The sequence below is a fragment of the Micromonospora sp. NPDC004704 genome, assembly GCF_053601675.1.
This window is the reverse complement of record NZ_JBSGCD010000007.1, coordinates 79,392-93,909: the sequence shown is the minus strand read 5'-3', so window position 1 is coordinate 93,909 and position 14,518 is coordinate 79,392. Positions and strand designations below refer to the sequence as shown.

14 protein-coding genes and 1 tRNA gene are annotated in these 14,518 nt (G+C 71.8%); 5 read left to right on the top strand and 10 right to left on the bottom strand.

Translation table 11 applies throughout. From position 1 onward, the window contains the following. Window positions 1–21 precede the first annotated feature (21 nt). Both ACWEFB_RS11885 and ACWEFB_RS11880 read right to left on the bottom strand, forming a co-directional pair. Window positions 22–1,452 carry an FAD-dependent oxidoreductase gene (locus ACWEFB_RS11885; RefSeq protein ID WP_452284735.1) on the bottom strand — a complete coding sequence of 477 codons (1,431 nt, stop codon included), beginning with the start codon at window positions 1,450–1,452 and terminating at the stop codon, window positions 22–24. A gap of 72 nt (window positions 1,453–1,524) precedes the next feature. Then, window positions 1,525–2,055: an N-acetyltransferase family protein gene (locus ACWEFB_RS11880; RefSeq protein WP_452284733.1), complete on the bottom strand. Its 531-nt coding sequence runs from the start codon at window positions 2,053–2,055 to the stop codon at window positions 1,525–1,527. A 122-nt stretch (window positions 2,056–2,177) separates the two neighbouring features. On the opposite strand from ACWEFB_RS11880, the gene ACWEFB_RS11875 reads away from it, so the two are divergent. The 3 genes from ACWEFB_RS11875 to ACWEFB_RS11865 all read left to right on the top strand — a co-directional run bounded on the left by ACWEFB_RS11875 (window position 2,178) and on the right by ACWEFB_RS11865 (window position 3,849). Continuing rightward, window positions 2,178–2,555 (top strand): ArsR/SmtB family transcription factor, encoded by a 378-nt coding sequence (locus tag ACWEFB_RS11875; RefSeq protein WP_452284731.1) that lies wholly within the window; start codon window positions 2,178–2,180, stop codon window positions 2,553–2,555. A 104-nt stretch (window positions 2,556–2,659) separates the two neighbouring features. Beyond that, a complete protein-coding gene (locus ACWEFB_RS11870; RefSeq protein WP_452284729.1) occupies window positions 2,660–3,445 on the top strand; it encodes an aquaporin in 786 nt (261 codons plus the stop codon). Continuing rightward, the gene (locus tag ACWEFB_RS11865) at window positions 3,442–3,849 is read left to right on the top strand and encodes an arsenate reductase ArsC (protein ID WP_452284727.1); all 408 of its coding nucleotides are present in this window, start codon (window positions 3,442–3,444) and stop codon (window positions 3,847–3,849) included. Before ACWEFB_RS11870 ends, ACWEFB_RS11865 begins: the two co-directional genes overlap by 4 nt. Before the next feature lie 152 nt (window positions 3,850–4,001). Here the strand turns inward: ACWEFB_RS11865 and ACWEFB_RS11860 are convergent. Beyond that, window positions 4,002–4,078 (bottom strand) — tRNA-Thr (locus ACWEFB_RS11860). A 129-nt stretch (window positions 4,079–4,207) separates the two neighbouring features. On the opposite strand from ACWEFB_RS11860, the gene ACWEFB_RS11855 reads away from it, so the two are divergent. Further along, window positions 4,208–6,025 carry a metallophosphoesterase family protein gene (locus tag ACWEFB_RS11855; protein WP_452284725.1) on the top strand — a complete coding sequence of 606 codons (1,818 nt, stop codon included), beginning with the start codon at window positions 4,208–4,210 and terminating at the stop codon, window positions 6,023–6,025. Window positions 6,026–6,436: 411 nt separating this feature from the next. Here ACWEFB_RS11855 and ACWEFB_RS11850 read toward each other — a convergent pair whose 3' ends face one another. The 6 genes from ACWEFB_RS11850 to tmk all read right to left on the bottom strand — a co-directional run bounded on the left by ACWEFB_RS11850 (window position 6,437) and on the right by tmk (window position 12,121). Beyond that, complete coding sequence (locus tag ACWEFB_RS11850) at window positions 6,437–7,279, bottom strand: PSP1 domain-containing protein (protein WP_326561361.1); 843 nt, start codon at window positions 7,277–7,279, stop codon at window positions 6,437–6,439. Between the two features lie 72 nt (window positions 7,280–7,351). Continuing rightward, the gene (locus ACWEFB_RS11845) at window positions 7,352–8,011 is read right to left on the bottom strand and encodes a hypothetical protein (RefSeq protein ID WP_452284723.1); all 660 of its coding nucleotides are present in this window, start codon (window positions 8,009–8,011) and stop codon (window positions 7,352–7,354) included. After that, a complete protein-coding gene (locus ACWEFB_RS11840) occupies window positions 8,011–8,316 on the bottom strand; it encodes a hypothetical protein (RefSeq protein WP_452284721.1) in 306 nt (101 codons plus the stop codon). The genes ACWEFB_RS11845 and ACWEFB_RS11840 overlap by 1 nt, the downstream gene beginning before the upstream one ends. Continuing rightward, on the bottom strand, window positions 8,317–8,643 hold the full coding sequence (locus tag ACWEFB_RS11835; RefSeq protein ID WP_452284719.1) for a YbaB/EbfC family nucleoid-associated protein: 327 nt from the start codon (window positions 8,641–8,643) through the stop codon (window positions 8,317–8,319). 110 nt (window positions 8,644–8,753) lie between these two features. Further along, complete coding sequence (locus tag ACWEFB_RS11830) at window positions 8,754–9,965, bottom strand: DNA polymerase III subunit delta' (RefSeq protein ID WP_452284717.1); 1,212 nt, start codon at window positions 9,963–9,965, stop codon at window positions 8,754–8,756. Next, window positions 9,965–12,121, bottom strand: a complete 2,157-nt coding sequence (gene tmk, locus ACWEFB_RS11825; protein WP_452285146.1) for a dTMP kinase — start codon at window positions 12,119–12,121, stop codon at window positions 9,965–9,967. Before tmk ends, ACWEFB_RS11830 begins: the two co-directional genes overlap by 1 nt. Window positions 12,122–12,436: 315 nt before the next feature. Between tmk and ACWEFB_RS11820 the strand changes: the two genes are divergently transcribed. Beyond that, a complete protein-coding gene (locus ACWEFB_RS11820) occupies window positions 12,437–13,657 on the top strand; it encodes an amino acid deaminase/aldolase (RefSeq protein WP_442792074.1) in 1,221 nt (406 codons plus the stop codon). A gap of 104 nt (window positions 13,658–13,761) precedes the next feature. Here ACWEFB_RS11820 and ACWEFB_RS11815 read toward each other — a convergent pair whose 3' ends face one another. Beyond that, the gene (locus ACWEFB_RS11815) at window positions 13,762–14,442 is read right to left on the bottom strand and encodes a TetR/AcrR family transcriptional regulator (RefSeq protein ID WP_452285144.1); all 681 of its coding nucleotides are present in this window, start codon (window positions 14,440–14,442) and stop codon (window positions 13,762–13,764) included. Between the last annotated feature and the right edge of the window lie 76 nt (window positions 14,443–14,518).

Below are 14,518 nucleotides of genomic sequence, written 5' to 3'. Positions count from 1 at the left end.
ACGGGCGGCGCCGGGCGTGGATCAGCCGCAGCAGCCACCGGTGGACTCGGTGGGGGTACCGATGGCGACCAGCGGCAGGGGGGTGACCGACAGCCCGCCGGTGAGGCCGGTGGCCAGTCCCCGCCCTGCGCGTTCGGGCGCCGGGGTGGGGCCGCAGCCGGCACCCGACCGGGCCGTGGTCGGGTCGTCGGCGAAGGCCAGGTCGCTGGAGCAGACTCCGGTCTCCGGCAGTTGGAGTCGGACGTCCCGGGCGGCCTCCCAGTCTCCGGCGAGGGCGACGACGACCGACCGGACCTGTTCGTAGCCGGTGGCCATGAGGAAGGTGGGTGCGCGGCCGTAACTCTTCATACCGACGGTGTAGAAGCCGGGCTCGGGGTGGGCGAGGTCGTCGGCGCCGTGTGGTGGGACGGTGCCGCAGGAGTGCTGGTTCGGGTCGATCAGCGGAGCGAGCGCACGGGGCGACTCCATGATCGGGTCGAGATCGAGGCGCAGTTCGGTGCTGATCGTGTGATCGGGGCGGAACCCGGTGGCGGCCACGATCCGGTCCACCGTCACCGCCCGTCGACCGCCGGCGGCGTCGAGGGCCACCACCTCCACCCCGCCCTCCGTGACCCGCACATCGTGTACGGAGAACCCGGTGAGCAGGGTGATCCGGCCCGCTTCGACGTGAGCGTGGAGTCGGGTTCCGAGAGCGCCCCGTGCGGGTAGCGCGTCGTTGTCGCCGCCGCCGTAGACCCGGGAGGCGTTCGCGGCACGGATCGCCCAGTACACGGTGGTGCCCGGTTCCCGGGCGGCGAGGTCGGCAAGGTTCAGCAGGGTGTTCGCGGCGGAGTGCCCGGCACCGACGACGAGTACCCGGGCACCGGCGAAACGGTCCCGGTCCGCGCCGAGCACGTCCGGCAGCGCCTGCTCGATCACCCCTGGGGTGTCGGTTTCGCCGTGTGCCGGTAGTCCGTTGGCGCCGAGGACGTTGGGCGTGGCCCAGGTGCCCGAAGCGTCGATCACCGCGCGGGCGAGGAACTCCGCACCGGTGGCGAGCCGGATGACAAACGGGGTCTCCTCCCGGCCTCGGGAGCGGACCCGGTCGAGGCCGACCCGGCTGATCGCGACGACCCGGGCGTCGTAGCGCAGGTGGGGGGCGATCGCCGGGAGCTTCGCCAGCGGTTGCAGGTAGGAGTCGACGAGTTCCGCACCGGTCGGGAGCAGTTCCGGGTCGGGTACGGTCCAACCGGCGGCGTCGAGAAGCCGTCGTGCGGCGGTGTCGATGTCGTACCGCCACGGGCTGAACACCCGGACGTGCCCCCATCGGGCGACCGAGGCGGCAGCCTGCGGACCGGCTTCCAGGACCACGAAGTCCAGGCCGCGTTCGGCGAGGTGCGCGGCGGCGGCCAGACCGACCGGGCCGGCGCCGATCACCGCGACCGGCAGGGTTCCAGGATTGCTGGTACTCATTCCGAACTCCTTGTCTCGACGTTTCTCAAAATAAGAGGTTGGACTGATCCCCGAGACCGATGGCCCTCGTGGTCAGCCGATGGTGGGGCTACGTCGTTCGATCAACACGACGTCACGCCAGGCACCGTGATGCCGGCCGACGCGTTCTCTGGTGCCGATAATTCGGAACCCGAGCCGTTGGTGCAGCGCGAGGCTGGCGGTGTTCTCCGGGAAGACCCCGGACTGGATGGTCCAGATCCCGGCGACCTCGGTCGAGGCGATCAGGGTGTCGAGCAGGACCCGACCCACTCCCCGCCTGCGGGCGGTGGGGTCGACGTAGACGGAGTGCTCGACCACCCCGGCGTACACCGGGCGGGCGGAGACGGCCGACACCGCGACCCAGCCGAGCACCTTCCCGGTGGCCGCGTCGGTCGCGACGTACCGGTGTTCAGGTAGCCGGGCGGCATGGAAGGTCGCCCAGTCGGGGGCGGTGACCTCGAAGCTGGCCTGGCCGCCGTCGAGGCCCGCCTGGTAGATCGCCAGCACCATGTCCGCGTCGGCCGGAGCCAACGGACGTACGCACAGCGGCCGGCTGCCGGTCGGCTCCGTAGCGCGATCCGGCATGTCCGTTGATGTCGCACGCGTCTGGTGCACGGCACGTCCTCTGTACGGGTGGCGGTTTGCTGTCTCGACGTTGCTCGAATCAGAGAGTTGCACGCTGTTTCGATATCTGTCAACCTAGAGGCATGTCGAAGCAGTCGGCGTCTCTCAACCTCACCGACCTCAACGACGGTGTGCCCTGCTGTGCGCCGATCAGCGAGCGGCGGATCCCGGCCGAAACCGCCGCCGTACTCGCTCCCGCCTTCAAAGCCCTCGGTGACCCGGTACGGCTCCAGCTGATGTCGATGATCGCCTCAGCGCCGTCCGGTGAGATCTGCGTCTGCGACCTCACCCCGGCCTTCGACCTGACCGGCCCCACCATCTCGCATCACCTGAAGACCCTCCGGGACACCGGCCTGGTCGACGCCGAACGTCGTGGCACCTGGGTCTACTACCGGGCCCGGCCCGGCATCATGCGACAACTCGCGACCCTCCTCGCGATCGACGCCCCCGCGTCCGTGTAGGGAGTGGGCGGGACGGCTCACGGCAGCGGCGCTTCTCATCGACGGTGGGCCCGGATCCGGACCGGTCAAGCCCGCCGACCCCTCGGAACCGGAGCACCACCCTGATGACCACCGAAGCACCCTGGCGGCGACTCGTCGCCGAATTCCTCGGCACCGCACTGCTCGTCACCGCCGTCGTCGGCTCCGGAATCATGGCCACCACCCTGTCGCCCGACGACGTCGGCCTCCAACTGCTGGAAAACTCCGTCGCGACCGCCCTCGCCCTGGGCGCGCTCATCCTGATCTTCGGGCCGGTGTCCGGGGCGCACTTCAACCCCGTCGTCTCCGCCGCCGACTGGTTCCTCGGCCGGCTCACCCGTACCGGCCTCACCGCCCGGGAACTGGGCGGTTACGTCGCAGCCCAGAGCGCGGGGGCCATCGGTGGCTCGATCGTGGCCAACCTGATGTTCGCGCTGCCCGCCGTCGAGTGGTCCACCAGGGAACGGTCCGCCGGGCACCTGTGGCTCGGCGAGGTGATCGCGACCGCCGGGCTCATCCTGCTGGTCTTCGCCCTCGCCCGCTCCGGCCGCTCCGCGGTCGCACCGGCAGCGGTCGGCGCCTACATCGGCGCCGCCTACTGGTTCACCTCGTCCACGTCCTTCGCCAACCCCGCCGTCACCCTCGGTCGGGCGTTCACCGACACCTTCGCGGGCATCAGCCCCACGTCGGTGCCCGGATTCGTCCTCGCCCAACTCGGCGGCCTCCTCCTCGGCGTCGCCCTCCTCCCCACCCTGTACCCGCGCGGCGGTCAGGCCGCCGACCAGGTGCTTGTCCCGCACACACCCGCCAGCAGTCCAGCCACCGGCAGTGCGGCCGGAGGCCCTGAAGCCGAAGGAAGACAACAGCAATGAGCAAGCCCAGCGTCCTGTTCGTCTGCGTACACAACGCCGGCCGCTCCCAGATGGCCGCAGGTTGGCTACGCCACCTCGCCGGTGACAGCGTCGAGGTCCGCTCCGCCGGGAGCGAACCCGCCGACCGGATCAACCCCGTCGCCGTCGAGGCAATGCGGGAGGTCGGCATCGACATCACCGCCAACACCCCGCGCCTGCTCGACCACGCCACCGCCGAATCCTCCGACGTCCTCATCACCATGGGCTGCGGCGACGTCTGCCCCGTCTTCCCCGGCAAGCGCTACCTCGACTGGCAACTCGACGACCCCGCCGGCCAGGACATCGCGGCGGTACGCCTCATCCGCGACGACATCCGCACCCGCGTCGAACAGCTCATCAACGAACTGCCCGCCAGAACCGGCTAGCCGATCTGTTGCTTGTCCCCGCCCGACACGTCCGTGCATGTCCGACCCGACCACATATACGGAGCTATCGGGGTGAATGCGGAGACGACCCGAGCCCGCATAGATAAAAATGAGGCCCTGTCCAGCATTTCTGCTGGTCAGGGCCTCATGCCTGGAGCCGCCTGACGGAATCGAACCGTCGACCTACGCATTACGAGTGCGTCGCTCTAGCCGACTGAGCTAAGGCGGCAACGCCCGTCGAGTGTACGGCACGCCCCCCGCGCCCACTCCACGGGTTTCCCCTCCCTCGCCCCGAGGACGACCCTCACCCCGTGATCCACGACAGATAGTGATCAACTAGCCGACACCCGCACTTACATTGTGCGGCGAGCGCGGGCGGGAGGGGCGGGAGAAAGGGGCGGAGGGTCATGTACCGGACAGCAGAGGTGGGGCGCCGTTGAGTAGGCTGCCGGCCGTGAATAGGGATGAGGCAGCCGGGGCCGACCCGGTCACGCCAGACCGGCCGCGCAGCCTCGATCCCCGGGAGCTCGGCTTCACACCGGCCCGCCCGGTGCCCTGGTTGGCGCCCCTACTGCTGATCAGCACCGGTGTGCGTACGTTGCTGGCGCTGCTGTTCGGCGCCTATCTCGACAAGCGTGAGCTGCAGAACGCCCTGCCCAGCGAGGTCTACCGGGAGCCGGGCACAGAAGGGGAGCTGTGGCTCGACTACGTGGCCGACCTGGGCGACGGATTCAACGCGACCTACTCGGTGGCGTACCTGCTGGCGCAGCCCGAACTCGTGGTCGACTCCCACCGGCTGCCCCGTGGGCAGATGCTGATGATGGGTGGCGACCAGGTCTATCCGACCGCCAGCAGCGCCGCGTACGAGCAGCGGTTCAAGGGGCCGTACCAGGCGGCCATGCCGTGTCCGCCTGCCACCGGACCCCAACCGACGCTGTACGCGATCCCCGGCAACCACGACTGGTACGACGGCCTGACCGCGTTCCTGCGCCTGTTCGCGCGCTCCCGCGACGACAACATCGGCGGGTGGCGTACCCCGCAGTCCCGCTCCTACTTCGCCGTACGGCTGCCGTCCGACTGGTGGCTGTTCGCCCTGGACGAGCAGTCCGGCACGTACCTGGACGACCCGCAGTTGCGGTACTTCGAGCAGGCCGCGGCCGAGTTGGGGCCGCAGTCGCGGGTGATCGTGGCGGTGCCGGCACCGACCTGGGTCAAGGCCGTGGACAACCCGCAGGCGTACGAGTCGGTCGACTACTTCGTCCGTACCGTGCTCGATCCGAGCGGGGCCCAGGTCCGGCTGATCGTCTCGGGTGATCTCCATCACTACGCCCGATACGAGGGAGCGGATCGCCAGTTGATCCACTGCGGTGGCGGCGGCGCGTACCTCTACCCGACCCATCACCTGCCCGAGCGGATCGAGGTCCCGCCCCGGGACACCCTGGCCCGCCGAGCCAGCCAGTCCCGCGAGTACGACCTCGCCGGCCGCTACCCGGAGGCGAGCCGGTCCCGGCGTTACGCCTGGGGCATCTTCGGCCGGTTGCCGCTGCGCAATCCCGGCTTCATCACCCTGCTCGGCGCCCTGCACGTGCTGCTGATGCTGCCGATCGCCGGGGTCGCGACCCAGCGGGCCAGCTCGACCGACCAGGGCCTGTTCAGCATCCCGCTGGTGCTGATGCTGGCCGTCGTCCTGCTCGGCGCGGCGTTCTTCGCCAAACCGCCGACCGCAAGCGGCAAACGCCAGATCCGGCACTACCTGCTCGGCGTACTGCATGGGGTCGCCCACATCGCACTGGGCGCGGCCGGCGCCTGGCTCTGGCTGCAACTGCCGTTCCGGGACTGGCCGTGGCCGCTTCCGGTGGCCGCCGCCGCTCTGCTGTACGCCCCGGTCGCCGGGCTCGTCGCCAGCCAGCTCACCGCCGCGTACCTGCTGGTGGCCGGGTGTTTCGGGGTGAACCTCAACGAACTCTTCGCGGGGCAGGGGATCGAGGACGCGAAGAGCTTCCTGCGGATGCGGTTCGCCCCGGACGGTTCGCTGACCATCTACCCGATCGGCGTAGACCGGGTGAGTCGCGAGTGGCGGGTGAACCCGGACGACAGTCGGCCGGACCCCTCCTGGCTGGTGCCGGAGCAGCCGCTGCTCGCCCGACTCGCCGAACCACCGGTCGTCCTGCACTGAACTCGGCCGAGACGACGACCCACGGCCGGCGACGCTGGTCACGCCGGCTGGAAGGTGACACCGTCCCCGACAAGCCATGTGACGTCGCCGGCTGTGGTTGTTTTCTGCCCCTCCAGGGGTAGTAATCGACCGCAGCCCGCAGTCGCACCGCCGGCATCCTCAAGGCACAGCTTGGAGCAGCGACTCCGGCCTCGTTTATGATCGCGAAGAGTTCGGCCGGTCATAGCGAGCCGAACTCTTCGCGATCACGGGAGCACCTTCCGAGAACGCCGCGTCTACCAACGTCGCATGTGGACGTGTGACCGGACGGACCGCCTGCGGTTGTACGGGATCATGACCTGCTTCCGCGACAACGCCATGGCGGGCCGCCGCGTTTCCCGTACGCAGCAGTCTCGCCGGGGCGGGTCACTCCTAGCTCGGGTCGGCGCCCTCGTACGCACGACGCGATCCGCAGACGTCGGCCACGGCGCACCGCCTGACGGTGCCGTCCTCGATCTGCCGGACCGTCACCGTCTCGCTCGGGGGATGACGGGACACCACCTTCGCCAGGCCGTCCGGGGTCTCGATCCGCTGACCGGAGGTGGGGTAGTTGCTGCTGTTGGCGTACAGCGGGTGTTCGTACTTGAGGCAGCACATCAGCCGGCCGCAGGCACCGGAGATGCGCAGCGGGTTGAGCGGCAGGTCCTGGTCCTTGGCCATCCGGATGGTGACCGGCTCGAAGTCGGTCAGGAAGGTGGCGCAGCACAGGTCACGCCCGCAGGAACCGATGCCACCCTGCACCCGCGCCGAGTCCCTCGCCGAGAGCTGGCGCAGCTCGACCCGGCAGTGCAGGGTCGCGCCGAGGTCGCGGACCAGCGCCCGGAAGTCGACCCGGTGCGGCGCGGTGAAGTAGACGGTGGTCCGGGAACCGGACGAGGTGCCGCCCGGCGACTCCAGCACGTGGTCGACGGCGATCACCTTCATCGGCAGCCCGTGCTCCCGGATGAGCCGCTTGGCCGCGACCTTCGCCTCCGCCTTGCGCTTGCGCTGAAGCTCGTCGCGACGCAGGTCGGGCTCGCCGGCCAGGCCGGCCAGGCGCGGAAAACCGCTGGTGTCGTCACTGACCCACTGGGCCGCCCAGACACACTCGGCGACCTCGGTGCCGTCGTCGGTGGGGACCAGCACCCTGTCCCCGACCGCCGGCCGGAACTCACCCGGGTCCAGGTAGTAGAGACGCCCGTACCGGGTGAAGCTAACCGCACACAGCATCCCCATGTGCCCACCCTACGTCCAAACCACCGGGTCCTTACCTACCTGTTTTCCACCATCGGGCCGTGAGCACCGGCGTCAGCCGGAGATCCAGGTGGTCGCGTCGAGCCGGGTCGGACCCGGGTCGACCGGGCCCCGGTACGGCAACTCGGTCAGCTCCGGCGCCCACTGGTGCAGCAGTGCCCTGCCCCGCGAATCCGCCTCGTTAACCGTCGCCAGCACCCGCGCACCGATCTCGGCGGCAGCCAGCGCGGCGGTGCCGGAGTCGGTGCCGGTGACGACCGCTACCGCCTCGGCCGAACCGAGGACGTCGGCGAGCGTACGGGCGAGGGCGTGCCGGCTCTGCGCCACCCAGTCGTCGACCGCGTCCGCGTACGCGGCGGTCGCCTCGAGCCGACCGCTGAGGCTCTCCGGATCACCGTCGAGGTACGCCGCGAGCGCGTCCCGGTGCGCCGCGTACGCCTGCGCCCCGGCCCCCTGCCACGGGTCACCGCCGGTCAGGTCCGCCCGCGCGTGGTCGTACTCCCGGACCAGGGTGCGTACGGCATGCCCGGCGGCGGCCAGCGGCGCCGGGCGCAGCGCGACGACCTCGCCCAGCGCGTCGCCGGGCAGTGTCCCGAGCCGGCGCAGCAGCGGCCAGATCCGGTGGTCGTCCGGCGCCCCGGCGGCGGCGAGCAGGTCGTCGACCCGGCGCAGCAGGTCGGATCCTGGTCCGGCGAGGTGGTCCAGCGGGTCCATCACGCCTCCTCGGCGTGCCGGCGCCGGGCGGCGTCATCGGTGTCGGTGTAGCCGTCGGCCACCACCCGCAGTCTGGCGGCGAGGTCGGCCACCCGGTCTGCGGTCACCGTCGCCTCGGTGGCCCGCGCCCCGGTCGCGGCCAGCCACTGCCCGGTCAGCGCATGGACGGTCTCGGCCAGCCGCCCCGGCCCGTCCGAGCCGGGCGCCGGGGACGTACGGTCGAGCCGGCCCAGTTCGCGGCCGGCGGCGGTGAGGGTGCCGGCCGCCTCGTCCAACCGGTTGGCGAGTTCACGCAGACTCTCCACTCAGGCCTCCGCCAGCCGCCGGTACGCACCGAACGTCTCGGTGTGCAGCTTCTCCCGCGCCCACCGGGCGGCATCCGCTGCGGCCGTCACCGCCGCCTGCACCGAGCGGGCCAGTTCGGCGTTGCCGCGATGCTGGACCGGGGCCAGGAAACGGACGTCGGTGATCGTCCCGGCGGCGGTCACCACCACCTCGACCAGCCCGTCCGGCGACCGTACGCTGACCTCGACCGCGCGTACCGCCTGGTCGAACTCGGCCTGCAACGACTCGATCCGGCGGTACCGCTCGACCGCCTCCTCGACCCAGGCCTCGTCGATCTCCCGCGACATCGATGGGCTCCTCCCGGCAGCCATTCACTGACTGTGCCGTCGCTGTTGCACTAAGCACCGCACCGTACCGGTTGCTTCCGCCGAGCGGAACCCCGTACGGGCGGCTGTGCTCAGCCGCGCCAGAGGGCGAGCATCATCGCCTCGACGGCGATCCGGGGCTTGACGTTCGTGTCGATCGCCGTACGGCAGGCGAGCACCGCCTCCAGCCGGCGCAACGCGGCCTCCGGTGCCCACTTCGCCGCCGCCGCGCTCGCCAGCGGTGCGGTGTCGGTGTGCACCGGTGCGACCGGGGCACCGAGGGTCACCGCCAGCACGTCCCGGTAGAAGCCGGCCAGGTCGACCAGGGCTCGGTCCAGCGCGTCCCGTTGCGCCCGGGTGGCCCGCGACTTCTGCCGGCGTTCCAGGTCCTTGAGCTGTCCGGCGGAGCCGCGCGCCGCACCGGCGGCACCCTTGCCGGTGCCGCCCGCGCCCAGCGCGGTCTGCAACGCGGCCCGTTCGCTCGCGTCCGACTCGGCCACCGCCGCCTCCGCCTCCGCCTCGGCCGAGTCGATCAGTGTGGCGGCGGCGTCGAAACAGGCCCCGACCCCGGTCAGGCGCCGGGGTACGGCCAGTACCGCGTCCCGCCGCTTGCGGGCCTCCGGGTCGCGGGCCAACCGGCGGGCCCGGCCGACATGCCCCTGTGACGCGGCTGCCGCCCAGGTGGCCAGGTCCGGGGCCACCCCGTCCCGCTCGGCGAGTACGGCCGCCACCGCCTCGGCCGCCGGTTGGCGCAACGGCACCACCCGGCACCGGGACCGGATCGTCACCGAGACGTCGTCCGGGTGGGTGGACGGGGTGCAGAGCAGGAAGACCGTACGCGGGGGCGGTTCCTCGATCGCCTTGAGCAGGGCGTTTCCGGCTGCCTCGGTGAGCCGGTCGGCGTCTTCGATGACCACCACCTGCCAGCGCCCGCCGGACGGGGTGCTCGCCGACCGGAGCACCAGGGCCCGCATCTCACCGACCCCGATGGAGAGGCCCTCGGGGACCACGAACCGTACGTCGGCGTTGGTGCCGGCGAGCGTGGTGTGGCAGCCGGCGCAGTCACCGCAGCCGGTTCCCCGTTCGCACTGCAACGCGGCGGCGAACGCGCGGGCGGCGACGGACCGGCCGGATCCCGGTGGCCCGGTGAAGATCCACGCGTGGGTCATCGCGCTGTTCGTGACGGCCGCCGGGTCGGTGATCGCGGCACCGACCCGGACCACCTCCGCCGCCGAGGCGCCCGCCCGACGCAGGGTCACGGTCGCCTCGTCCTGGCCGACGAGGTCGGCGAAGACATCGGGCATCAGGACCGCCGCTCCAACTCCAGGCCACCCGCCCCGTCACCGGAGCCCGAACCGGACCCGGTAGAACCGCCGGCGCCGGAACCGCCGACTGCGGCGGCGCCAGGGCGCGGGACGTCGATCTCCGGCGTCCTCGGTTCCACCGACGGGTCCAGCGGCTTCGCCGGGTCGGGATGGACGATGGTCTCCGGGTCGGTGAGCATGCCCCGGACCCGCTGGGCGACCGTGTCGGAGATCCGCTCGATCGGGCCGCTCCCGTCGAGCACCAGGTAACGCTTGGGGTCGGCGGCGGCCAGGTCGAGGAAGGCGTCCCGGACCCGGTCGTGGAAGTCGAGCGACTCGCCCTCCAGCCGGTCGGTGCCCTCGCCCCGGGCCGCGACCCGGTCCAGCCCGGCCCGGGGGTCGACGTCGAGCAGCACCACCAGGTCGGGCTTGAGCCCACCGGTCGCCCAGGCAGAGAGCCAGGAGACCTCGTCGACCGGAAGCGTACGACCGGCACCCTGGTAGGCCAGGGACGAGTCGACGTACCGGTCGCTGATCACCACCGCCCCCCGGGCCAGCGCCGGGCGGACCACGGTGGCGACGTGATGGGCCCGGTCGGCGGCGTAGAGCAGTGCCTCGGCACGCGGGGACAGCGGTACGGCACCGGCCGCCACACTGTCGAGCACCAGGGAACGGATCCGAACGCCCACGTCGGTCGCGCCCGGTTCCCGGGTCACCAGCACCTCTCGTCCCTCTCCCCGCAGTGCCTCGGCCAGCGCGGTGACCTGGGTGGACTTGCCGGCCCCCTCACCGCCCTCGAAGACCACGAAGGCGCCGGTCGAGGCGAACGGCTCGGCCGGGGAGAGCGGACGCCCCCGGATCGACCCCCACAGGTCCGCCAGGATCGGTACGCCCGGCTTGTCGTCCATCTGGCGGAACGCGTTGATGCCGGCGAAGATCCCGGCGACTCCGGCGACGAGCAGCAGCAGGCGGGTGGACGAGACGGAGATGCCCAGGTCGGCGATGCGCAGTTGGCGGGAGCCACCGACGCCGACGAGCAGGCTGCTGACCGAGATGGCCAGGATCAGCACCAGTCGGGTGCCGGTCTGCACCACCGCGAAGACCCGGCCGCGTACCTCGTCGGCGACCTCGCCGCCGAGCAGGGTGGTACCGGCCAGGAACGCCATGCCGGCGCCGGCACCGACCAGGACCGCGCCGAGGATCGCCATCGACAGGTGGATGGCGGCGGCGAGCACCAGCACGGACGCGCTGGCCAGGACGATGCTCATGCCGAACCAGCGGCGCCGGGACATCTCCCGGACGATCATCGGGCCGAGGCCGATGCCGACCGAGAGGCCGACGAAGATCGAGCCGAAGAGCAGGTAGAACGCGGCCTCGCCGGCGCTGAGCGACTTGGTGAAGAAGTTCGCCGTACCGATCACCACACCGCCACCGGCGAAGGCGCCGAAGATGCCCAGCACCAGGCCACGGATCAGCGGGGTCTTCCCGATGAACTTCCACCCGTCGACGAACTGCCGCAGCACGCTCTCCTGGCCGCCACCCTCCCGGGCGCCGGCGCGACCGCTGATCTCCCGGATGCCGAAGAAGACGACCAGCGCGGTGGCGAGCCGGCTCAGCGAGTTGAAGTAGAGCGCCAGTTGGGTGGGGTCGTTCCAGCCCTGCGGCGGCCCACCGGAGACGGCGCGGACGCTGCGGTCGAGCACCGCGATGCTGACCGCGGCCAGCACCGGGGTCACCCCGTAGGTGGTGATCAGCGTGAGCTGGTTGGCCACCTCCAGCCGGGTACGCGGGATCAGGTTCGGGACCGCGGCCTCCTTGGCCGGGATCCAGATCAGGGTGATCGCCTCGATCAGGAAGGTGGCCACCGCCGCCCAGCCGACGACCAGTCCACCGCCGACGTTCAGCAGTGCGGCCAGCGGGATCGAGGCGAAGAGCACGAAGCGCAGCAGGTCGCAGACGACCATGGTGAGGCGCCGGTCGAACCGGTCGGCGAGCACACCGGCCACCGGGCCGAGCAGCAGCGCCGGCAGCAGCCGGACCGCGATCACGCCACCGAACGCCAAACCCTTCGCGGTGTCGCCGCTGACCTGGGTGGCCGCGAAGATCGAGGTGGCCAGCAGGCCGAGCCAGTCAGCGAACGAAGCCGCACCGAGCACCAGCCAGAGCCTGCGGAAGGGTCGGATCCGCAGAACCGACCGGAGTGCCTGGTAGCCCGTCCGGTCGACCTGGGTGGTGGACGACGCTGCCGAGGATGTCGCTCCTGGCTCGCCGCTGCTGTTCGTGTCGATGGCCGTACCTCCGAGTGCCCGGCCCATCGCTGGGCTCCCCCGGACACACTCTAATCGCGGCCCGAACGCGCCAGGTCCCCGACATTCCCCTGATCCCGGGGCCGGGGGTGCGGGGAAGGGCGCAGCGACCCGCCCATACGCGAGGGTGTTTCGCATTGGCTGCCCGCCCGTTAGCGTGCACATGTGCCCACCGAGGAAGCAATCGCCCGTGACGACCTGCGCACCCGCCTGGACCGGGCGACCGCCCACCTCGACCCGCCCTTCGCGGCGGTCGACCTGACCGCCTTCGACGGCAACGCCGACGCGCTCACCGCCCGCGCGGCCGGCAAGCCGTTGCGGGTGGCGAGCAAGTCGGTCCGCTGCCGGGATCTGCTCGGCCGGACGCTGGCCCGGCCGGGCTGGCACGGGGTGATGGCGTACACGGTCCGCGAGGCGATCTGGCTGGTCCGAGCCGGTGTGACGGACGACGCGCTGGTGGCGTACCCGAGTGTGGACCGGGCGGCGCTGGCCGAGCTGGCCGCCGACCCCGAGCTGGCCTCGGCGGTGACCCTGATGGTGGACAGCCCGGAGCAGCTCGACCTGATCGACACGGTCGTCCCGGCCCAGCACCGGGAGCCGATCCGGGTCTGCCTCGACCTCGACGCCTCGTGGCGCCCCGCCGGGGGTCGGCTGCACATCGGGGTACGCCGTTCCCCGGTGCACTCGGCCGCCGCCGCGGGCGCGCTGGCCGCCCGGGTGACGGCCCGTCGCGGGTTCCGGCTGGTCGGACTGATGTCGTACGAGGCACAGATCGCCGGGCTCGCCGACGCCCCGCCCGGACAGGCCATGCGCGGGGTGGCGATCCGGGCGTTGCAGCACTGGTCGTACCCGGAACTGCTGGCCCGGCGCGGCGCGGCGGTGGCCGCCGTACGCGAGTACGCCGACCTGGCCTTCGTCAACGGCGGCGGCACCGGGAGCGTGGCCGCCACCGGCGCGGACCCGTCCGTGACCGAGATCACCGCCGGTTCGGGGCTGTACGGGCCGACCCTGTTCGACGGTTACCGCGCCTGGCGACCGGTCCCGGCCGCGTTCTTCGCCCTCGCCGTCGTACGCCGCCCGGCGCCGGGCCTGGCGACGGTGCTCGGCGGCGGTTGGATCGCCTCCGGCCCGGCCGACCCCAGCCGGCTGCCCGAGCCCTGGCTACCGGCGGGACTGCGGCTGACCGGCTCGGAGGGCGCCGGGGAGGTGCAGACACCGCTGGCCGGGCAGGTGGCGGACACGTTGGCCGTCGGTGACCGGGTCTGGTTCCGGCACGCCAAGGCCGGTGAGCTGAGCGAGCACGTCAACGAGCTGCACCTGATCGAGGGTGAGCAGGTGGTGGCGACGGTGCCGAGCTACCGGGGCGAGGGCCACGCGTTCCTCTGAACCCGGCCGGTGGCTCCGCTGATCCGGCCCGGTGGCTGCGCTGAACCGGGCCGGCGGCACCCGCCGGTTGACCGGTGGGCGTCGGTGCGGACCGGGTCGACCGGTCAGCCGATCGGGCCGTCCGCCGGTTGGGCGACCCCGACCACGACCGGTCCGTCCGCACCGGCACCTGCTCCCGGCTGCTCCGGCACGGCTGACGCGACCGGCACGGCTGACGCGACCGGTACGGCCGACGCGGCACCGACCTGCCGGTGCAGGTATTCGCGGATCAGCGCCTTGGCCTCGGCGAGAACCCGCTCGTCGCCGTCCTGGTCCCGCCGGAAGGCGAGCTTGATCAGGGCGTCGGCGGCCTCGACCGCGATCTCCAGCGCGAAGCGCAGCGGTGGGCCGTCGGTGATCCCGAACTGTTCGACCAGCACCCGGGCGAGCTGTTCGGCAATCACGCCGTTGTTGTCCCGCTGCTCGTCGAGCAGGTGCACGTCGACCACGTCGCCGAAGTGCAGCGTACGGAAACCGGGCACCACCCGGTGCATGGCGATGTACTCGTCGATCCCGGCGTCGACCCCGTCCCACCAGTGGGCGAGGTCGCCCTGGGAGAACCGTTCGGCCAGCCGTTCGAGGTACGCCTCCATGTTGCGCAGCGTGAGCGCCTGCACGATGGCCCGCTTGTCCGGGAAGAACTGGTAGACGGAGCCGATCGCCACCTCTGCCCGCTCGGCGAGCAGGGTCGTGGTCAGCCCCTCGTAGCCCACCTCGTCGACCAGTTCGGCGCAGGCGTCGAGCATGCGCTGCACCCTGGCAACGCTGCGACCCTGCACCGGGACGCGGCGTAGTGGACCACTCGTGGCGGTTGATGTGGAC